This is a genomic window from Staphylococcus gallinarum (assembly GCF_029774255.1).
Lineage (GTDB): Bacteria > Bacillota > Bacilli > Staphylococcales > Staphylococcaceae > Staphylococcus > Staphylococcus gallinarum.
This window is the reverse complement of sequence record NZ_CP069082.1, coordinates 1673189-1695273: the sequence shown is the minus strand read 5'-3', so window position 1 is coordinate 1695273 and position 22085 is coordinate 1673189. Positions and strand designations below refer to the sequence as shown.

At 33.5% G+C, this 22085-nt stretch carries 14 protein-coding genes and 2 pseudogenes; 15 read left to right on the top strand and 1 reads right to left on the bottom strand.

The window, feature by feature from the left end; translation table 11 throughout:
- Window positions 1-26 precede the first annotated feature (26 nt).
- The 7 genes from JN168_RS07935 (at window position 27) to JN168_RS07905 (ending at window position 10929) form a co-directional block, all read left to right on the top strand.
- A complete protein-coding gene (locus JN168_RS07935; RefSeq protein WP_042738848.1) occupies window positions 27-4343 on the top strand; it encodes a PolC-type DNA polymerase III in 4317 nt (1438 codons plus the stop codon).
- Window positions 4344-4597: 254 nt separating this feature from the next.
- Window positions 4598-5065: a ribosome maturation factor RimP gene (rimP, locus tag JN168_RS07930; RefSeq protein ID WP_042738847.1), complete on the top strand. Its 468-nt coding sequence runs from the start codon at window positions 4598-4600 to the stop codon at window positions 5063-5065.
- Window positions 5066-5085: 20 nt separating this feature from the next.
- A complete protein-coding gene (gene nusA, locus JN168_RS07925) occupies window positions 5086-6255 on the top strand; it encodes a transcription termination factor NusA (RefSeq protein WP_107512724.1) in 1170 nt (389 codons plus the stop codon).
- A 20-nt stretch (window positions 6256-6275) separates the two neighbouring features.
- On the top strand, window positions 6276-6560 hold the full coding sequence (rnpM, locus tag JN168_RS07920; protein WP_042738845.1) for an RNase P modulator RnpM: 285 nt from the start codon (window positions 6276-6278) through the stop codon (window positions 6558-6560).
- On the top strand, window positions 6557-6874 hold the full coding sequence (locus JN168_RS07915) for a L7Ae/L30e/S12e/Gadd45 family ribosomal protein (RefSeq protein WP_042738844.1): 318 nt from the start codon (window positions 6557-6559) through the stop codon (window positions 6872-6874). The genes rnpM and JN168_RS07915 overlap by 4 nt, the downstream gene beginning before the upstream one ends.
- Before the next feature lie 4 nt (window positions 6875-6878).
- Window positions 6879-8945, top strand: a complete 2067-nt coding sequence (gene infB / locus JN168_RS07910) for a translation initiation factor IF-2 (RefSeq protein WP_042738843.1) — start codon at window positions 6879-6881, stop codon at window positions 8943-8945.
- A 991-nt stretch (window positions 8946-9936) separates the two neighbouring features.
- Window positions 9937-10929: a hypothetical protein gene (locus JN168_RS07905; protein ID WP_042738842.1), complete on the top strand. Its 993-nt coding sequence runs from the start codon at window positions 9937-9939 to the stop codon at window positions 10927-10929.
- A gap of 113 nt (window positions 10930-11042) precedes the next feature.
- Here the strand turns inward: JN168_RS07905 and JN168_RS07900 are convergent, their stop codons facing one another.
- A complete protein-coding gene (locus JN168_RS07900; protein ID WP_042738841.1) occupies window positions 11043-11912 on the bottom strand; it encodes an HTH domain-containing protein in 870 nt (289 codons plus the stop codon).
- A gap of 444 nt (window positions 11913-12356) precedes the next feature.
- On the opposite strand from JN168_RS07900, the gene rbfA reads away from it, so the two are divergent.
- The 8 genes and pseudogenes from rbfA to JN168_RS14010 form a co-directional block, all read left to right on the top strand.
- Window positions 12357-12704 carry a 30S ribosome-binding factor RbfA gene (rbfA, locus tag JN168_RS07895; RefSeq protein WP_042738840.1) on the top strand — a complete coding sequence of 116 codons (348 nt, stop codon included), beginning with the start codon at window positions 12357-12359 and terminating at the stop codon, window positions 12702-12704.
- A gap of 123 nt (window positions 12705-12827) precedes the next feature.
- Window positions 12828-13745: a tRNA pseudouridine(55) synthase TruB gene (truB, locus tag JN168_RS07890; RefSeq protein ID WP_042738839.1), complete on the top strand. Its 918-nt coding sequence runs from the start codon at window positions 12828-12830 to the stop codon at window positions 13743-13745.
- A 12-nt stretch (window positions 13746-13757) separates the two neighbouring features.
- Window positions 13758-14729 (top strand): bifunctional riboflavin kinase/FAD synthetase, encoded by a 972-nt coding sequence (locus JN168_RS07885; protein WP_107512627.1) that lies wholly within the window; start codon window positions 13758-13760, stop codon window positions 14727-14729.
- A gap of 104 nt (window positions 14730-14833) precedes the next feature.
- Entirely contained in the window at window positions 14834-15103 is a 270-nt protein-coding gene (gene rpsO, locus JN168_RS07880) for a 30S ribosomal protein S15 (RefSeq protein ID WP_042738837.1), read from the top strand.
- 151 nt (window positions 15104-15254) lie between these two features.
- The gene (pnp, locus tag JN168_RS07875; protein WP_229367153.1) at window positions 15255-17360 is read left to right on the top strand and encodes a polyribonucleotide nucleotidyltransferase; all 2106 of its coding nucleotides are present in this window, start codon (window positions 15255-15257) and stop codon (window positions 17358-17360) included.
- 319 nt (window positions 17361-17679) lie between these two features.
- Complete coding sequence (gene rnjB, locus JN168_RS07870) at window positions 17680-19353, top strand: ribonuclease J2 (RefSeq protein WP_279525748.1); 1674 nt, start codon at window positions 17680-17682, stop codon at window positions 19351-19353.
- A gap of 302 nt (window positions 19354-19655) precedes the next feature.
- A pseudogene (locus tag JN168_RS14015) lies at window positions 19656-20525 on the top strand (DNA translocase FtsK 4TM domain-containing protein); the annotation flags it as partial.
- 105 nt (window positions 20526-20630) lie between these two features.
- Window positions 20631-22085 (top strand): annotated as a pseudogene (locus JN168_RS14010) (DNA translocase FtsK); the annotation flags it as partial.

Sequence of the window (22085 nt, the reverse complement as noted above, 5' to 3'; positions counted from 1 at the left end):
TAATACAAAGTAAGGTGGTAATCGTCATGGCAATGACAAATCAGGAAAAATTCAAAGTCTTAGCTGATCAAATTAAGATTGCGAATCAGTTAGATTCAGAATTTCTTGAGCAAAGTGAATTAAATCGAGTTGATGTATCGACGGCAGATCGTTCTTGGATATTTCAAATTACATTCCCGTACTTTTTATCTATAGAAAACTATTTATTATTTATTAATGCCATTCAAGAAGAATTTAAATCTATAGCTAAAGTAAGTTGTAACTTTACTATTCAAAATAAAGCAAATCAAGATGAGTATGCGATTAAATATTTTAGTTATTGTATTGATCAAACTAAGTTATCACCAAAAGTTAAAGGACAATTGAAGCAAAAGAAATTGATTATGTCTGGTGATGTCTTGAAGGTCATGTGTCAAAATGATGTTGAGCGTAACCATTTTGATAAGGCATGTAACGGTAGTTTGATTAAAGCGTATCAGCAATGTGGTTTTGATATCAGCGGTATTATCTTTGAAACAGATAGTGTTGGTACTGAAGATGATTTGGCTTCACTCGAGGCACATATTCAACAAGAAGATGAGCAAAGTGCGCGTGAAGCAACAGAAAAATTAGAAAAAATGAAAGCTGAAAAGGCAAAACAACAAGACAACAATGAAAGTAATGTAACGAAATGTCAAATTGGTAAACCAATTCAAATTGAAAATGTTCGTTCTATAGAATCAATAGTCGAAGAAGAATTCAAAGTAGCTGTTGAAGGTGTTATCTTTGATATTAACTTAAAAGAATTGAAGAGTGGTCGTCATATCGTAGAACTAAAGGTAACTGACTACACAGATTCATTAGTACTAAAAATGTTTACACGTAAAAATAAAGATGATTTAGATCATTTTAAAGCATTGAGTGTCGGAAAATGGGTTCGTGCACAAGGAAGAATTGAAGAGGATACATTCGTACGTGATCTAGTGATGATGATGTCGGATATTGAAGAAATTAAAAAGAATCCAAAGCAAGATAAAGCTGAGGATAAAAGAGTTGAATTCCATTTACATACATCAATGAGCCAAATGGATGGTATTCCTAATATCTCTGCATATGTAGAGCAAGCTGCAAAATGGGGACATAAAGCAATTGCTGTAACAGATCATAATGTTGTTCAAGCATTTCCAGACGCTCATAATGCCGCAGAAAAAAACGGCATTAAAATGATTTATGGTATGGAAGGCATGCTCGTTGACGACGGTGTTCCTATTGCTTATAAACCATTTGATTGTGACTTGAAATCTGCTACATATGTTGTATTTGACGTGGAAACAACAGGGCTATCAAACCAATATGATAAAATCATTGAACTTGCTGCAGTTAAAGTCAAAGATGGCGAAATTATTGATAAATTTGAACGTTTCAGTAATCCACATGAAAGATTATCAGAAACAATTATCAATCTAACGCATATTACGGATGATATGTTAATAGATGCACCTGAAATTGAAGAAGTACTCACAGAATTTAAAGCATGGGTTGGAGATGCAATATTTGTAGCTCATAACGCTTCATTTGATATGGGCTTCATTGATACAGGATATGAACATGTTGGTTTAGGTGAGTCAACTAATGGTGTAATTGATACCTTAGAGTTATCACGTACGATTAATACAGAATATGGTAAACATGGCTTGAATTTCTTGGCTAAAAAGTATGGCGTTGAACTGACACAACACCATAGAGCCATTTATGATACAGAAGCAACGGCTTATATCTTCATTAAAATGTTAAAGCAATTAGAGGAATTAGGTGTTAATAACCATAAAGATATTAATCAGTCACTCTCCAATGAAGATGCATATAAAAGAGCGCGACCAAACCATGTAACACTTATTGTACAAAACCAACAAGGTTTGAAAAATCTCTTTAAAATCGTTAGTGAATCATTGGTCCATTATTACTATAGAACGCCAAGAATTCCACGTTCGTTGCTAGACGAATATCGTGAAGGAATACTTGTTGGTTCTGCTTGTGACGAAGGTGAAGTATTTACTGCGGTAATGCAAAAGGATCAATCTCAAGTAGAGAGAATTGCGAAATATTATGATTTTATTGAAGTACAACCACCAGCATTGTACCAAGATTTAATTGATAGAGAATTGGTTAGAGACAACGAAACGCTACACGAAATTTATCAACGTTTATTACAAGCTGGTCAAACAAACCAAATTCCAGTCATCGCTACAGGCAATGCGCATTATCTATTTGAACATGATAGTATTGCTCGAAAAATATTGATTGCATCACAGCCTGGGAATCCACTAAATCGATCTACGTTACCTGAAGCACATTTTAGAACAACAGATGAAATGCTCGATGAACTACATTTCCTAGGTGAAGAGACAGCATATGAGATTGTTGTGAAAAATACGAATGAATTAGCTGATCGTATCGAACGTGTAGTTCCGATTAAAGATGAATTATATACACCACGTATGGATGGAGCCAATGAAGAAATACGTGAACTAAGTTATTCTAATGCTAAAAAACTTTACGGTGAAGACCTACCACAAATTGTTATTGATAGGCTCGAAAAAGAATTGGCAAGTATTATCGGTAATGGTTTCGCAGTAATTTATTTGATTTCGCAACGCTTGGTAAAAAAATCATTAGATGACGGTTATTTAGTTGGTTCACGTGGTTCGGTTGGATCTAGTTTTGTTGCGACAATGACCGAAATTACAGAAGTAAATCCATTGCCGCCACACTATATTTGCCCTCAATGTAAGGAAAGTGAATTCTTTGATGATGGTTCTGTAGGTTCAGGGTTTGATTTACCGGATAAAAAATGTCCACACTGTGATTGTGATTTAATTAAAGAGGGACAAGACATACCTTTCGAAACGTTCTTAGGATTTAAAGGTGATAAAGTACCTGATATTGACTTGAACTTTAGTGGTGAATATCAACCAGAAGCACACAATTATACCAAAGTATTATTTGGTGAAGATAAAGTATTCCGTGCAGGTACAATTGGTACTGTTGCTGAAAAAACTGCCTTCGGATTTGTAAAAGGTTATTTAAACGACCAAGGAATTCACAAACGAGGCGCCGAAGTAGACCGATTAGTTAAAGGTTGTACAGGTGTTAAAAGGACAACTGGGCAACATCCAGGTGGTATTATTGTTGTACCAGATTATATGGATATTTATGACTTTACACCGGTTCAATTCCCAGCAGATGATCAATCATCATCATGGATGACGACGCACTTTGATTTCCATTCTATTCATGATAATGTATTGAAACTTGATATCCTTGGACACGATGATCCTACAATGATAAGAATGCTTCAAGATTTATCTGGTATTGATCCTAAGACGATTCCAGTTGATGATAAAGAAACGATGGGAATATTTAGCTCACCAGATCCTTTAGGTGTAACTGCTGATGATATTCTGTGTAAGACGGGAACATTCGGGGTGCCAGAATTTGGTACTGGATTTGTTCGACAAATGCTTGAGGACACGAAGCCGACTAGTTTTTCAGAATTAGTAAGAATTTCAGGTCTGTCCCATGGTACGGATGTATGGTTAGGTAATGCACAAGACTTAATACGCTCAGGCACATGTGATTTATCTAGTGTTATCTGTTGTCGTGACGATATTATGGTTTATCTAATGTATAACGGCTTAGAGCCTTCGCTTGCCTTCAAGACTATGGAATTTGTCCGAAAAGGTAAGGGTCTAACAGATGATATGGTTGAAGCTATGGTGGATAATGAAGTGCCAGATTGGTATTTAGATTCATGTAGAAAGATTAAATACATGTTCCCGAAAGCACATGCTGCTGCATATGTTTTGATGGCTGTTCGTATAGCATACTTTAAAGTACATCACCCATTGTATTATTATGCAAGTTACTTTACAGTGAGAGCGTCAGATTTTGATTTAATAACAATGATTAAAGATAAAGTTAGCATCCGTAACACTGTTAAAGATATGTATTCACGTTATATGGATTTAGCTAAAAAGGAAAAAGATACCTTAACTGTATTAGAAATAATGAATGAAATGGCACAAAGAGGCTATAGAATGCAACCAATCAGTTTAGAGAAAAGTAAAGCATTTGAATTTATTATTGAAGGTGACACATTAATTCCACCATTCATTTCGGTTCCAGGCTTAGGTGAAAACGTTGCTCAAAGAATTGTGGAAGCTAGAGATGAAGGACCATTTTTATCTAAAGAAGATTTAAACAAAAAGGCCGGATTATCACAAAAAGTTATTGATTACCTAGATGAATTGGGTTCTTTACCAAATTTACCCGATAAAGCGCAATTATCTATATTTGATATGTAAGCAGGAATCACTTAACATAATGTTGTGTCCACTTTTTCAAAAGTAAAAGAATTGAATAATTATGTAAAAGTAAATAAAGCGTCTAAATTTAACACAAATGCCATGTCATATTGTCATCACGGGATTGTGATTATGTAGTTATTTGTCTACATGAATAACATATGATATAATAATAGTGCTTAAAAAATTAGACTCAGGCAGAAAGAGTGGGCATAATACCCGCTCTTTTCTATTTGCCAAAAAAGGAGGTCAGCATGAGTAAAATAACTGAGCAAGTTGAAGCAATTATTCAACCAGTGCTTGACGACTTAAATTTTGAATTAGTTGAAGTTGAGTTTACTAAAGAAGGAAAAGACCATTTCTTAAGAGTTTCAATCGATAAAGATGGTGGCGTGGACTTGAATGACTGTGCATTAGCATCTGAAAAGATTAGTGAAGTAATGGACCAAGAAGATCCTATTCAAGAAATGTATTATCTTGATGTGGCATCACCTGGTGCTGAAAGACCAATCAAAAAAGAAAAAGATTATCAAAACGCTATTTCTAAACCGGTATTTGTTTCTTTATATGCACCTATTGAAGGCGAAAAGGAATGGCTAGGTATTTTACAATCAGTTGATGATGAAACTATTGTTATGGAAGTAAAGGAAAAATCTAAAAAGAAACAAGTTAAAATTCCAAGAAGTAAAATCGCTAAAGCACGTCATGCTGTAATGATTTAACGTGATTAGGAGGATAAATCGTGTCAAGTAATGAACTATTATTAGCTACTGAATATTTAGAAAAAGAAAAAAAAATCCCTAGAGAAGTATTAATCGACGCAATTGAAGCAGCTTTAATTACTGCTTATAAGAAAAATTATGATAGTGCGAGAAGCGTTCGTGTTGAATTAAATATGGACCAAGGCACATTTAAAGTGATTGCACGTAAAGATGTAGTAGAAGAAGTCTTTGATGATAGAGACGAAATCGATTTAAGTACTGCATTGGTTAAGAACCCAGCTTACGAAGTCGGTGATATTTATGAAGAGGATGTTACACCAAGTGACTTTGGCCGTGTGGGCGCACAAGCTGCGAAACAAGCAGTAATGCAACGTTTACGTGATGCTGAACGCGAAATTTTATACGATGAATTTATCGATAAAGAAGACGATATTGTTACTGGACTTATCGATAGAGTAGATCATCGTTATGTTTATGTAAATTTAGGACGTACAGAAGCTGTGTTATCTGAAGCTGAAAGAAGCCCTAATGAAAGTTATATTCCAAATGAAAGAATTCGTGTTTATGTTAATAAAGTGGAACAAACAACGAAAGGGCCACAAATTTATGTATCACGAAGTCATCCAGGTTTGTTAAAACGTTTGTTTGAACAAGAAGTACCAGAAATCTTCGATGGCACAGTTATTGTCAAATCAGTTGCACGTGAAGCAGGCGACCGTTCTAAAATTAGTGTGCATTCTGATAATCCAGACATCGATGCAGTTGGCGCATGTGTGGGTTCAAAGGGTGCTCGTGTTGAAGCGGTTGTAGAAGAACTTGGTGGAGAAAAAATTGACATCGTTCAATGGGATGAAGACCCGAAAGTATTCGTGAAAAATGCTTTAAGTCCTTCACAAGTATTACAAGTTATCGTTGATGAAGAAAATCAATCAACTGTTGTTGTTGTACCTGATTACCAATTATCATTAGCAATTGGTAAACGTGGTCAAAATGCTAGATTAGCTGCAAAATTAACAGGTTGGAAGATCGATATTAAATCAGAATCAGATGCTAGAGAAGCAGGTGTTTATCCAGTAGCTGAAACAAAAGCACAACCAGTTGAGGATACAGAAGACATTGAATTGGAAGAATCAATTTCTGAAATAACTGAAGCACCAGAAAATTCAGAAACAGATAAAGACGCTGAATAATTAATTGGAGTGATCGCTTTATGAAAAAGAAAAAAATTCCAATGCGTAAATGTATACTTTCGAATGAGATGTTTCCTAAAAATGACATGATTCGTGTAGTAATTAACAAAGAAGGCGAAATATTTGCTGATGCAACTGGCAAGAAACAGGGTCGCGGTGCATATGTATCTAAAGATGTTAAATCAGTTGAACAAGCACAAGAAAAAGGTATCCTAGAAAAATATTTCAAAGCCGATGCAGAAACTTTAGATCCAGTTTATAAAGAAATTATACGTCTTATATATCGCGAAGAGATTCCTAAATGAACAAAGACCAAATAATAAATTTTTTAGGCTTAGCAATGCGTGCTGGAAAAGTTAAAACAGGTGAATCAGTTATTTTAAATGACTTGAAAAAGAACAAATTAAAATTCGTGATTGTCGCATCAGATGCTTCTGAAAACACTACAAAGGTGATTAAGAATAAATGCGACAGCAATCGTGTGCCTATGCGCATTTTTGCTTCACGAGTTGAACTAGGACAAGCATTAGGAAAATCAGAAAGAGTCAACATAGGAATTACCGATCAAGGTTTTGCTAAGAAATTATTGTCAATGATAGATGAATATAGTAAGGAGTGACTATATGAGTAAACAAAGAATTTACGAATATGCAAAAGAGTTAAATATAAAAAGTAAAGACATTATAGATGAATTAAAGAAAATGAACGTTGAGGTTTCAAATCATATGCAAGCTTTGGAAGCTGATCAAATTAAAGAATTAGATAAAAAATTCAAAGCAAGCCAATCAACTGATTCAAAGAAATCACAACCAAAATCAAATCAAAAACCAGCACCTAAAAATAACAACAAGAAAAATAATAAAGGCAACAACAAGAATAATAAAGGTAACAACAAAAATAACAAGAAACAACCAAAACAAGAAGAACCTAAAGAAACTCCTTCAAAAATTACTTATCAAGATGGAATTACAGTTGGTGAATTAGCAGACAAATTAAATGTTGATTCATCAGGTATCATTAAAAAGTTATTCTTATTGGGGATCATGGCAAATATCAACCAATCATTAGACGATGAAACATTAGAATTAATCGTTGATGATTATGGCGTTGAAATTGAAAAAGAAGTTGTGATAGATGAAGAGGATTTATCTGTATACTTCGATGATCCATCTGAAGATGAACAAGCAGTAGAAAGACCAGCTGTTGTCACTATTATGGGTCACGTAGACCACGGTAAAACAACATTATTAGATTCTATAAGAAATACAAAAGTAACTGCTGGTGAAGCAGGTGGAATTACACAACATATCGGTGCTTATCAAATCGTCAATGACGGTAAGAAGATTACATTCTTAGACACACCTGGTCACGCAGCATTTACAACTATGCGTGCGCGTGGAGCACAAGTTACAGATATTACTATCTTAGTTGTTGCAGCAGATGATGGTGTTATGCCACAAACAATCGAAGCCATTAATCATGCTAAAGAAGCAGATGTACCAACAATCGTAGCTGTGAATAAGATTGACAAACCAACTTCAAACCCAGACCGCGTTATGCAAGAATTAACTGAATATGGTTTAATTCCAGAAGACTGGGGTGGCGATACAATCTTTGTACCACTTTCTGCTTTAAGTGGAGAAGGTATCGATGATTTATTAGAAATGATTGTCTTGACTTCTGAAGTACAAGAATTAAAAGCAAATCCTAGTCAACGTGCTGTGGGTACAGTTATTGAAGCTGAATTAGATAAATCTAGAGGTCCAGCTGCGTCATTATTAGTACAAAACGGTACACTAAACGTTGGTGATCCAGTCGTTGTAGGTAATACGTATGGTAGAATTCGTGCAATGGTTAATGACTTAGGTCAACGCATTAAGACTGCTGGTCCATCTACACCTGTTGAAATTACTGGTATCAACGATGTTCCTCAAGCTGGGGATAGATTCGTTGTATTTAAAGATGAAAAACAAGCACGTAGAATAGGCGAAGCACGTCACGAATCTAATGTGTTACAACAACGTCAAGAGAGTAAAAGCGTTTCATTAGATAACTTGTTTGAACAAATGAAACAAGGTGAAATGAAAGACTTAAATGTGATTATTAAAGGTGATGTTCAAGGTTCTGTTGAAGCATTGGCAGCGTCATTAATGAAGATTGATGTTGAAGGTGTAAATGTACGTATAATTCACACTGCAGTTGGTGCAATCAATGAATCAGATGTAACATTGGCTAATGCATCAAATGGTATTATCATTGGTTTTAATGTGAGACCTGATACTGGTGCAAAACGTGCGGCAGAAGCAGAAGGTGTAGATATGCGTTTACACCGTGTTATTTATAACGTTATCGAAGAAATTGAATCAGCTATGAAAGGTATGCTTGATCCTGAATACGAAGAACAAGTTATCGGACAAGCAGAAGTTAGACAAACATTTAAAGTGTCTAAAGTTGGTACTATCGCAGGTAGTTATGTTATAGATGGTAAAATAACTCGTAATGCTGGTGTGCGCGTGATTAGAGACGGTATCGTACAATTTGAAGGTGAATTGGATACATTGAAACGTTTTAAAGATGACGCAAAAGAAGTTGCACAAGGTTACGAATGTGGTATTACAATTGAAAAGTATAATGACCTTAAAGAAGGCGATATTATCGAGGCCTTTGAAATGGTTGAAATTAAAAGATAATTGAGTGATTTTTAGATTTATAAAAATATATGATTAAATAGATAAGTAGTAATCCATTTAAGAGAAATGGATTACTACTTTTTTTGTTTTATAATCGTATTGTTGGCTCGCGTTCCTAGGGGCCAGCTTCAGCCTGTAGTCTTCAGCATGTCCTGTTCCCTCAGGAGTCTCGCCAACAATACGAGTGCAATAAATTAAGCAATAAAAGGGCGATACCATTACCATTGTCAAATGATCTTTTTCTAGCTGCAAAACTCACTTTACTGTACTAAAGATATAACTAGATGATATAATTATATTTATTATAAAATTTATTTAGTAAAAATTATAAAATCATTTATTTATTAACGGTTTTTATTTCGGAATTCATGTAATAACTATTAATTAATAATATGAGCTATACCTTTCATGGATATCACAAAAGGTATAATACACTTATAAAATTACTATGAATAAAAATAAATGATTTAATCATTAGTTTTACGGAAGACGATTTTTCTATCTCAAATAAGTTAACCTTCAAAGAATCTGCATTTTAAATTTCTTTAATCATTCTTAAATTTATTTTATTATCTGTATTATTCTTCAAAAGTTTCTATCTTTAACAATATTGAATCACTTTATTAATATTACTCATTTATACTTCCTATATTAATTAATCAAAATACAAGTCACATTATTTTTAGCACATCATATTTCGGCATTGTTACTGGAGATGCATATGAAGTTTTCTAAATAATATTAATAATAAACCAGACCATTTTTATAGCAAAGTAAGTATATATATAATGAATATTTATAAACTATATTGATTAGGAAAATTATAGTTAGAGATGATTGAAAAATAAAGATATGATAAAATATTAATCGTTTTCGTATTAATAGGCAAAGATTAGTTAATTTATATATAGAAAATTTACTTTTTTTTATAAGACGGACACTTACTGTCCAGTTACTTATTTATAATACTATTAAGAGGAGGTTATACCATATGAGCAGATATTTAAATGAAATCAATGAATTTTGGCAACAATATTTAGAACAATATGATGCCGTGTATGATGACCATACGTTAAATCAAATTATCGAAAATAATGATCGAACAGCCTTCATACATCCACAAGATTTATTATATTTAAAGCAGCATTTCGGTGAAGATTTTGCTGAAATACCAAGGTTCAAAAAGATGATAGACTTTGCAAATGGTATAATTTCAATTAATAAAGATAGAAGAAAAGTAATTTCGAATGAAAATTTAATTAATCCGGCGATGGCCAGACCATTTTTCGGCAATCCTGAGAAAGCAGATATCGTTATATTAAAAAAGCATCCTGAAAAAGATTTTAATAGTTATAATACTAATCTTTCTGATGATACGGCTATAGAATATAGAAAGCGTATTGTCTTAGATATCCAAGGTAAGTTAACGTTCAATAATGAAAAACTATTCCTACCTTATATTGATAAGCATAGATGGTTTGTAAAATTTCTATACAGTAATTCGTCTATGTTGAAGCAATTTAATATTGACCCGAACAGAGTCATGGTATTGAATTTCTTTCCTTATCAAGCTGGCCATAGTGCAGGTATACCACGTGATTTTTTAACATTAAACCATATATTACCGTCTCAAAGGGAAAATTTTAATTTGCTGTTGAAAATGATAGAGGATAGTAAAGAGAGAATATATATTTGCAGTGAAGAAGAATTATTTATTTCTATTTTCAAAAACTTTACTGATGAAAAACTTTGTACTTATATCAAGGAAAACTTATTTGTTTTGGCATCTAAACAAAATAGAAGAATAACGACAGGTAATCTATTAAGCTATAAAGAGCATAAATTGCGCTTACGTAAAAAAGAAGAACTCACCAAGCCTGAATACTATAGATGGAATAGACAACAAAAAGAAGCACGTGAAGGTGGGGCGTCAGATTTTAATAAACGTATTCGCAATTTACAACGCACACTACAACAACAATAACTTGAAGTATATACCCCTAATGTTGGATGAAAATGCTAACGCTTAGGGGTTTCATTTTTGTTAAAAAAATAAAAAAGTGGTCAGAATGTTAATTAGGACAGATTGCTTGAAAATTAATGGTATTTATTGAATAGCTGTTTTAATTTAGTTTTGAAGGCATCAACATAAATTTGAGGTTTTAAAATAGTTATTTCACTGGCATATTTATAAGCAAGTTGTAAACATTCTTGTTGTGAAATTATAATGTTAGCAATGACGCCATTTTCAACATTTTGTGTATGTGCCACTATAAATTGTTTATGTATCTCATTCCAAATAGAAGTACTAAAGTGCAGTTTGACAGGTTCTATTTTATTAATAATATCTAAATGGAATTGATCATTTAAAGGAGTAACGTCTCTAACATTAGCTAAATTCACACAGGTGATTTCTCCGTGATAATAATAAGTAAACCAATGATGTCTATCATAATAGCGTGTATAAATGGGTATGACCTTTATTTGCTGTTGATTATTGATTGATAAAGAAATAAATTCATAGTTTTCAATAGCAATTTGAATTTTGAAAATGAGTTGAGATTCAACTTTTACTTTGTTGAGTTTAAATTGATTTAATAATTTATTAGAAAGCATTTTTTCAGCCATATTAATGTTGGCATTTAATCCTCTAATTAGGTTATAGGTATCTTCATGAATGATAGGTGTCAATGTTTTCATTCTAAACACTAGATTTAATAATCGATTACTTTCAAATTTATATTTATCAATTTTTAAACGGTGTTGTTCGATGTTTTTATCATAAATAATCGTACCACCTAAACCTTGCCATTCAGCATCTTCATATATAAAGTGATTTAAATCACTGATATCTCGTTGGATGGTACGTAAATTAACATTTAATGCCTCTGCTAGCGCTTCTTTATTTAATGTTTTGCCATTTAAAAAACGTGTGTAGATATATAATAAACGTTCAGGTTTTTCCAAATTGCACGCTCCTAATAATTTTTGTAATAAGCATTTAAAATGTTCATTAGTTTTACATTATACCATTTGTTATATATAATGCGTAACACTTTTTTATTATAAATTTATTATGTAAAAGGCAAGCTACTCTGTAACAAAAAGTGATATAAAATAAACACTTAGGCATAAAAACTAAACGTTCAGGCAATATAAAATGTAACAAATAACATTTTATTTCATATTCGTTTCAAAAATTAACAGTTAGGAATAAAAATCATGCCTAACTGTTAAAATAATTTCGCACTTTATAATTCCGCGCAACTTAAATTGATATGTGTTATTTGTCAATCTGAATTTATAAAGTGATAATATTTGTTTGACGTTATGAAATAAACTATCATATAATCGCTAAGTAAGGATGACGCCAATTACAAAATAAACAAACCGTTGTGAGGTGAAATGAATATGAATATGAGAGCAGAACGTGTTGGAGAGCAAATGAAACAAGAGATAATGGATATTGCTAACAACAAAGTCAAAGATCCAAGAATTGGGTTTTTAACTATAACTGATGTGCAATTAACAAATGATTTATCTATTGCAACTGTATATCTTACGGTGCTTGGTAGCAAACGTGAAATCGACGATACATTCAAAGGACTAGAAAAAGCTAAAGGCTTTATAAAATCTGAATTAGGATCACGAATGCGATTACGAATTGTTCCAGAGTTAAACTTTGAATACGATGAGTCGATTGATTATGGTAATAAAATAGAGAGAATGATTCAAGACTTGCATAAAAAAGATAAATAGTAAATACTACTGAAGCAAAATTGAAATGTAATTTTGTTTCAGTTTTTTTATGCTCTACAAAAAGCTGTTACATGTTAGAATATATGATGATTGTATTATGTAATATTGAAGGTGGCGAAATAAATGTATAACGGTATTTTACCTGTTTATAAAGAGCGTGGTTTAACAAGTCACGATGTCGTATTTAAATTAAGGAAAATATTAAAAACAAAAAAAGTAGGTCATACTGGAACATTAGACCCGGAAGTAGCTGGGGTATTACCAGTATGTATCGGCAATGCGACAAAGGTCAGTGACTATATTATGGATATGGGAAAATCATATCAAGCAACAGTGTATCTTGGTAAAAGTACAACAACAGAAGATCAAACAGGTGAAACATTAGCGGTTGCTGAGGTTACAACTTCTGATATTAATACAAGTATAATAGATGACGTATTACAGCGATTTCATGGTGAAATTAAGCAAATCCCACCTATGTATTCTTCTGTCAAAGTTAATGGTAAGAAGTTATACGAATATGCCCGTAAAAATATTGAAGTTGAAAGACCAGAACGTACAGTGAATATTAAGGATATACAGCGTACTTCGGATTTGACCTTTGACCAAGGTGGATGTCAATTTGATATCTTTGTGACTTGTGGGAAAGGTACATATATTAGAACGCTTGCGACTGATATTGGAAAGGAAGTCAATATACCAGCACATATGTCTCAATTGACTAGAGTTGATAGTGGTGGCTTTGCATTAAAAGATAGTTATAAATTGCATGAAATTGCTCAATTAGTTGAGCAAGAGACGTTACAAGATAAATTATTTCCTATAGAATATGGGTTAAAAGGTTTACAGCAAATTGTTATTACTGAAGCTACTATGCAACAGAAGATTTTGAATGGTCAAAAATTTAATAAGCGACTGTTTGATGTAGAAATAGCGAATCAGGTTGCAATGATTAATGCGACTGATAAAAAGGTATTAGCAATTTATGAACCACATCCTGAAAAGCAAGATGAAATAAAACCTAAAAAGGTCTTTAACTAAAGGAGAATAGACATGAAAGTGATTGAAGTAGCACATCCAATTCAAGAAAAACAATATATACAAGAAGATGTTGCAATGGCTTTTGGCTTTTTTGATGGCATGCATAAGGGACATGCAAAGGTCTTCGATACATTATCACAAATAGCTGAAGAGAAAAATTTGAAAAAGGCTGTAATGACATTTGACCCTCATCCATCAGTTGTACTTAATCCAGAGTTAAAACGTACAGATTATTTAACACCAATTCAAGATAAAGTTGAAATTCTTGAAACATTTGGTATTGATTACTGTATCGTAATTAATTTTTCATCAAAATTCGCAGATGTTACTGCCGAATCCTTTATAGAAGATTATATTATCAAAAATCATGTTAAAGAAGTTGTTGCCGGATTTGATTTTACTTTTGGTAAATTTGGAAAAGGGAATATGTTAATTTTAGATGAAATGTCAGAATTTAATACAACCACTGTGAGTAAACAAGAAATTGAATCTGAGAAAATTTCCACAACAGCAATTCGCAAGGCTTTAAAATCCGGTGATTTACAAAAAGCAAATGAAGAATTAGGCTATCGTTTTCGAATTAAAGGGACAGTCGTACAAGGTGAAAAGCGTGGTAGAACAATTGGGTTCCCTACTGCTAATGTTCAACCGAGTGATGATTACGTCTTGCCTAAAAATGGTGTCTATGCAGTAAGCATGGAAATTGGGTCGGATCATAAAGTATATCGTGGTGTAGCCAATGTAGGCGTTAAACCTACATTTCATGATCCATCTGTAGCACAAGTGGTTATTGAAGTTAACATCTTTGATTTCAACGATGATATATACGGAGAAAGAGTAACTGTATTTTGGCATCATTTTTTACGCCCTGAGATCAAATTTGATGGTATCGATCCTCTTGTGGAACAGATGAACAAAGATAAAGAAAAAGCGAAATACTTATTAGCGGTTGATTTTGGAGACGATATATCATATAATATTTAAGTCTAATGTGTAGAGCACATTAAAGCACCTTTATCTTGGCTAGTTCGAAACTCCGACGATTAGCTCGGATTGAGGCGTATAACAATAAAAGGAGGAAATTGACAATGGCAATTTCACAAGAAAGAAAAAATGAATTAATTAAAGAATACCGCACACACGAAGCTGACACTGGCTCACCAGAAGTTCAAATCGCTGTATTAACTGCGGAAATTAGTGCATTAAACGATCACTTACGTACACACAAAAAAGACCACCATTCACGTCGTGGTTTATTAAAAATGGTAGGTCGTCGTAGACACTTACTTAACTATTTACGTAACAAAGATATTCAACGTTACCGTGAATTAATTAAATCATTAGGTATCCGTCGTTAATCTTTTGACGTTTATTGATAGGGAAAGAACCTTAAAGGTCCTTTCCCTTTTTTATAATTAATATAATGATAATCTAAAATAAGATACTAATATTAAATTTATAGTAGAAATGATATGATAGACTTATTAGAAATATGAGAGGAGATTCGTAATGTCTCAAGAGAAAAAAGTTTTCAAGACTGAGTGGGCTAATCGTTCTTTAACGATTGAAACAGGACAACTTGCCAAACAAGCGAATGGCGCAGTGCTTGTTCGTTATGGCGATACTGTAGTACTTTCTACAGCAGTAGCATCAAAGGAACCACGTGATGGTGACTTCTTCCCACTTATGGTAAATTATGAAGAAAAAATGTATGCAGCAGGTAAAATACCAGGTGGATTTAAGAAACGTGAGGGTCGTCCAAGTGATGAAGCTACACTAACAGCACGTTTGATCGATAGACCGATACGTCCATTATTTCCGAAAGGTTATAAATATGATGTGCAAATTATGAATACTGTATTAAGTGCGGATCCAGATTGTTCACCTGAAATGGCTGCAATGATAGGTTCATCAATGGCATTAAGTGTATCTGACATTCCTTTCCAAGGACCTATCGCAGGTGTCAACGTAGGCTATATTGATGGAGAATACATTATTAATCCAACAGTTGAACAAAAGGAAATCTCTAGATTAGATTTAGAAGTTGCTGGTCATAAAGATGCAGTAAACATGGTTGAAGCGGGCGCGAGCGAAATAACTGAAGAAGAAATGTTAGAAGCAATCTTCTTTGGTCACAAGGAGATCCAACGTCTAGTTGATTTCCAACAAGAAATCGTTAATCATATTCAACCTGAAAAGAAAACATTTGTACCTGTTGAAAAAGATGAATCACTCATCGAACAAGTAAAACAATTAACTGAGGCTAACGGATTGAAGGATACTGTGTTAACTTTTGATAAGCAGCAACGTGACATCAATTTAGATGCATTGAAAGAAAAAGTTGCAAGTGAATTTATCGATGAAGCAGATCCAGAGAATGAAACATTAATTAAAGAAGTATACAGTATTTTGAATGATCTTGTAAAAGAAGAAGTAAGACGTTTGATTGCTGACGAAAAAATTCGTCCAGATGGTCGTAAAACGGATGAAATTAGACCGCTTGATTCAGAGGTTGGTTTATTGCCAAGAACGCACGGTTCAGGTCTATTTACAAGAGGTCAAACTCAAGCGTTATCTGTCGTTACATTAGGTTCATTAAGTGAATATCAAATACTTGATGGTTTAGGAGAAGAAGAACAAAAACGCTTTATGCACCACTATAACTTCCCTAACTATTCAGTTGGTGAAACAGGTCCTGTTCGTTCTCCAGGACGTCGTGAAATTGGTCACGGCGCATTAGGTGAACGTGCATTAAGTCACATTATACCTGATACACAAGATTTCCCATATACAGTACGTGTGGTAAGTGAAGTGTTAGAATCAAATGGTTCTTCTTCACAAGCTTCAATTTGTGGGTCAACGCTTGCATTAATGGATGCTGGTGTACCAATCAAAGCGCCGGTAGCTGGTATTGCTATGGGACTTGTAACTCGTGAAGATAGTTATACTATTTTGACAGATATCCAAGGTATGGAAGATGCTTTAGGCGATATGGACTTTAAAGTTGCAGGAACTGCTGAAGGTATTACGGCTATTCAAATGGACATTAAAATTGATGGTTTAACTAAAGAAATTATTCAAGAAGCATTGGCACAAGCAAAAGAAGGTCGCTTAGCAATCTTGGATCATATGCTACAAACTATTGACACACCACGCAATGAGTTAAGCATGTATGCACCTAAAGTGGTTACAATGCAAATTAAGCCAGAAAAAATCAGAGATGTCATCGGTCCTGGTGGTAAGAAGATCAATGAAATCATCGATGCAACAGGAGTAAAACTTGATATTGAACAAGATGGCTCAATCGTCATCGGTGCTGTAGATAAGGAAGCAATCGACAAAGCACGTAGTATTATTGAAGATATTACACGTGAAGCTGAAGTTGGCCAAGTCTATGACGGCAAAGTTAAGCGTATTGAAAAATATGGTGCGTTTGTAGAATTGTTCCCTGGTAAAGATGCATTAGTTCATATTTCTCAAATTGCGAATGAACGTATCGATAAAGTGGAAGATGTCTTGAAAGTTGGAGACACATTTAAAATTAAAGTAACAGAAATTGATAAGCAAGGTCGTGTCAATGCTTCACATAAAGCATTGTTATCAGAAGAATCTTAAGCTTAAATATTAGCATGATTTTGAAACTAGTTGTGATTAGGAATATAGTTGACGGGAAATCCGTTTGATTAAGTTTCTAATCAATAAAGCTGGTTTCTTTTTTTTTAGCGAAAGAATGACATCACAACATGTCTAATTAAATTGTACTATGTCATAAAATCTGTAGGTACACGTTACTCAAAATGATATCAGTTGATATATTCTAGTTAGTGTTAAAGCATGTAAACCTTACTTTAATAGTGTACATCAAGCTTGTTTTAACTTATAATAAATTATGAGTTTATATATGGTCGGGGATATTCAAATAGGAGGTAACATTTTGAGTTTAATAAAGAAAAATAATAATAACATTCGTATTATTCCTCTTGGCGGAGTCGGAGAAATAGCGAAAAATATGTATATCGTTGAAGTAGACGATGAGATGTTTATGTTAGATGCAGGATTGATGTTCCCAGAGGATGAAATGCTGGGCGTAGATATAGTAATTCCTGACATTCAATACGTAATTGAAAATAAAGACAAGTTGAAAGGGATCTTCTTAACACATGGACATGAGCATGCGATTGGTGCAGTTACATATGTGCTTGAACAAGTTGATGCACCTGTATACGGTTCGAAGTTAACGATCGGCTTAGTCAAAGAGAATATGAAGGCAAGAAATGTCAACAAGAAAGTTAGATATTACACTGTAAACAATGAATCTATCATGCGTTTCAAAGGTGTAAACATAACGTTTTTCAACACGACACACAGTATCCCAGATAGTTTAGGCGTTTGTATTCATACATCATACGGTGCAATTGTTTATACGGGTGAATTTAAATTCGACCAAAGTTTACACGGACATTATGCACCAGACTTAAAGAAAATGACGGGAATTGGAGAATCAGGTGTATTTGCATTGATTAGTGATTCTACTGAAGCTGAGAAGCCAGGTTATAATACGCCTGAAAATGTAATTGAATCTCATATGTATGATGCATTTACTAAAGTTAAAGGGCGTTTAATTGTTTCGTGTTATGCATCAAACTTTATTAGAATTCAACAAGTGTTGAACATTGCAAGCAAATTAAATAGAAAGGTTTCTTTCTTGGGACGTTCTCTAGAAAGTTCATTTAATATTGCACGTAAAATGGGTTATTTCGATATACCTAAAGACTTATTAATACCTATTAATGAAGTTGAAAACTACCCTAAAAACGAAGTGATTATAATTGCTACTGGTATGCAAGGTGAACCTGTGGAAGCATTAAATCAAATGGCATTGAAGAAGCATAAAATAATGAATATTGAACCAGGAGATTCAGTGTTCTTGGCAATTACGGCATCTGCAAATATGGAAGTTATTGTAGGAAATACACTTAATGAATTAGTGCGAGCTGGTGCAGAAATTATTCCAAATAATAAAAAGATACATGCATCAAGTCATGGATGTATGGAAGAATTAAAAATGATGATTAACATTATGAAACCAGAGTATTTCTTACCAGTTAATGGCGAGTTTAAAATGCAAATTGCACATGCTAAATTAGCTAATGAGGCAGGCGTTCAACCTGAAAAGATTTTCTTAGTTGAAAAAGGCGATGTTGTTAACTTCAATGGTGAAGAAATGATTCTAAATGAAAAAGTCAATTCTGGTAATGTATTGATTGACGGAATTGGTGTCGGTGATGTAGGTAATATCGTGTTACGTGACCGTCATCTCTTAGCTGAAGATGGTATCTTTATCGCTGTAGTAACACTTGATCCTAAGAATAGACGAATTGCAGCTGGTCCTGAAATCCAATCTCGAGGCTTTGTTTATGTGCGAGAAAGCGAAGCGCTATTGAATGAAGCTGAAGAAAAAGTAAGAGAGATTGTAGAATTAGGTTTACAAGAGAAAAGAATAGAATGGTCTGATATCAAACAAAACATGAGAGACCAAATTAGTAAACTGTTATTCGAAAATACAAAACGTCGTCCAATGATTATTCCAGTTATTTCTGAAATTTAATAGAATTGAACAAAACAAAGAGGTTAAGACAAACGCTTAGGTTAACATTTTAAAAGTCGATTGCTGTCATTAGTTGTGATTTGATATGAATCCATGATTAATACGACGCAACCTTTAAAGCTAGCAGAAGCGGAATAAGTCTTTGCCTCTTTTGTGTTATCATATTGATGTAATAAGTTAATGTTTTGAGTTATAGAATGGAGAAAAGGTACTGTTAGATATGTATGAGTTTTAAAGTAATACATATCATATTCAAACTTACATAAATAGACGAAATTAGAGTTGAAAAGAAGGTGTGAAATTTGGCACAAACGAAAAAGAGAACGACAACTAAGAAAAAATCAACAAATACTAGAAATAATAAAAGTCGCCAGAAAAAGAAACAGACAGATAGTCCGTTAAGATATATTTTAGCTATTGCAATCTTTATATTAGTAGGATTAGGAGCCTTTCAATTAGGTATTGTAGGAACGATGATAGACAGTTTCTTTAATTATTTATTTGGAACTAGTCGATTTCTTACTTATATATTAGTATTAATTGCTACGGTGTATATGACATATTATAAAGCATTACCTAAAACTAGAAGAACAGTAGGCGCTGTAGTGTTACAATTCGCCTTGCTATTCTTAATGCACATCATTTTTTATTTTACAAATCACACTAAGGCGCAACGAGAGCCAGTATTATCGTTTGTATATAAATCATATGAACATACACATTTCCCTAATTTTGGGGGAGGGTTAATTGGTCATTATTTATTAGCATTATTTAACCCATTAATTTCAATAGTCGGCGTGATAATCATTACATTATTACTTATTGCTTCAAGTATTATTTTATTGTTAAAGCAAAAGCACAGAGATGTTTCTAAAATGATGTTTGAACAATTGAAAAGTAAAAGTAAAGACGCATCTGCCAATATGCATGAAAAAAGAAAACAAAATAAAATTAAAAAAGACGCAAAAGCTAGAGTGAAAGCAGAAAGAAAAGCTGAGCAAGAAAAACAGTTGGAATTAGAAGAACCAATGAAAGACGTAAGTAACTTCCCTGAAGTACAAGATTCAGAGTCAGCATCGAATCAAGCAGATATTCCAATCTATGGTCATAGTGAAAGTGATGAAACAAGTACATTGAGCAGAACGAAGAAACGCTCAAAACGTGTATTTGATCAAGATAATAATCAAAGTGATCAATCAGGAGTACAGAACTCAGAAAATCAATCACATGAAGATGTTCATTCGGATCATGAAAGTGACCATGATAATACTTCGGACAATAGCGGTTCGATTTCTGAAGCAGGAGAAGTAGAAAATGAAGCATATAAAATACCACCATTAACATTGTTGAATCAACCTGCAAAGCAACAATCAACTTCAAAAGCGGAAGTACAGAAAAAAGGCCAATTACTAGAAACAACATTGAAAAACTTTGGAGTTGATGCCAGAGTCACTCAAATCAAGATTGGACCAGCAGTAACACAATACGAAATTCAGCCAGCTCAAGGTGTAAAGGTAAGTAAAATCGTTAATTTGCATAATGATATTGCCCTTGCATTAGCAGCAAAGGATGTACGCATTGAAGCACCTATACCTGGACGTTCTGCTGTGGGTATTGAGGTTCCTAATGATAAGATTTCACTTGTATCTCTAAAAGAAGTATTAGATGAAAAATTCCCTGCCAAAAACAAATTGGAAGTTGGATTAGGAAGAGATATTTCTGGAAGTCCGATAACAGTTGAATTAAATAAAATGCCACATTTATTAGTTGCAGGTTCGACAGGTAGTGGTAAATCAGTATGTATCAATGGCATTATTACAAGTATCTTACTTAACGCGAAACCCCACGAAGTAAAACTTATGTTAATTGATCCAAAAATGGTAGAATTAAATGTATATAATGGCATACCACATCTATTAATTCCAGTAGTTACTAATCCTCATAAGGCATCTCAAGCATTAGAAAAGGTTGTGGCTGAAATGGAACGTCGTTACGATTTATTCCAGCACAGTTCAACAAGAAATATTGAAGGCTATAATGAAATGATTCGTAAACAGAATAATGAATTAGATGAAAAGCAGTCAGAGTTGCCATATATTGTCGTTATAGTAGATGAATTAGCGGATTTAATGATGGTAGCAGGTAAAGAAGTGGAAAATGCAATTCAACGTATCACACAGATGGCCCGTGCTGCTGGTATACATCTAATTATTGCGACTCAACGTCCTTCGGTTGATGTCATCACAGGGTTAATCAAGAATAATATACCAACTCGAATTGCATTTGCAGTGAGCTCACAAACCGATTCAAGAACGATTATTGATAGTGGCGGTGCTGACAAACTTCTCGGAAAAGGGGATATGTTATATGTAGCCAATGGTGGGTCAACTAGAACACGTGTACAAGGTGCTTTCTTAAGTGATCAAGAAGTACAAGAAGTCGTTAACTATGTTGTAGAACAACAAAAGGCGAATTATGTTAAAGAAATGGAACCTGATGCGCCAGTGGATAAAGCTGATATGAAGAGTGAGGATGCACTTTACGATGAAGCATATTTATTCGTTTTAGAACAACAAAAGGCAAGTACATCGTTACTACAGAGACAGTTTAGAATCGGATATAACAGAGCTTCTAGATTGATGGATGATTTAGAGCGTAATCAAGTAATCGGACCACAAAAAGGTAGTAAACCTAGACAAATTCTTGTGGATTTAGATAGTGATGAGGTGTAA

What these genes read in the sequence shown, in the direction of transcription:
- rpsO (WP_042738837.1), top strand. Translation starts at nt 14,834, where the DNA reads ATGGCAATTTCACAAGAAAGAAAAAATGAATTAATTAAAGAATACCGC.
- JN168_RS07935 (WP_042738848.1), top strand. Translation starts at nt 27, where the DNA reads ATGGCAATGACAAATCAGGAAAAATTCAAAGTCTTAGCTGATCAAATT.
- JN168_RS07905 (WP_042738842.1), top strand. Translation starts at nt 9,937, where the DNA reads ATGAGCAGATATTTAAATGAAATCAATGAATTTTGGCAACAATATTTA.
- JN168_RS07915 (WP_042738844.1), top strand. Translation starts at nt 6,557, where the DNA reads ATGAACAAAGACCAAATAATAAATTTTTTAGGCTTAGCAATGCGTGCT.
- rnpM (WP_042738845.1), top strand. Translation starts at nt 6,276, where the DNA reads ATGAAAAAGAAAAAAATTCCAATGCGTAAATGTATACTTTCGAATGAG.
- rimP (WP_042738847.1), top strand. Translation starts at nt 4,598, where the DNA reads ATGAGTAAAATAACTGAGCAAGTTGAAGCAATTATTCAACCAGTGCTT.
- truB (WP_042738839.1), top strand. Translation starts at nt 12,828, where the DNA reads ATGTATAACGGTATTTTACCTGTTTATAAAGAGCGTGGTTTAACAAGT.
- JN168_RS07885 (WP_107512627.1), top strand. Translation starts at nt 13,758, where the DNA reads ATGAAAGTGATTGAAGTAGCACATCCAATTCAAGAAAAACAATATATA.
- infB (WP_042738843.1), top strand. Translation starts at nt 6,879, where the DNA reads ATGAGTAAACAAAGAATTTACGAATATGCAAAAGAGTTAAATATAAAA.
- rbfA (WP_042738840.1), top strand. Translation starts at nt 12,357, where the DNA reads ATGAATATGAGAGCAGAACGTGTTGGAGAGCAAATGAAACAAGAGATA.
- pnp (WP_229367153.1), top strand. Translation starts at nt 15,255, where the DNA reads ATGTCTCAAGAGAAAAAAGTTTTCAAGACTGAGTGGGCTAATCGTTCT.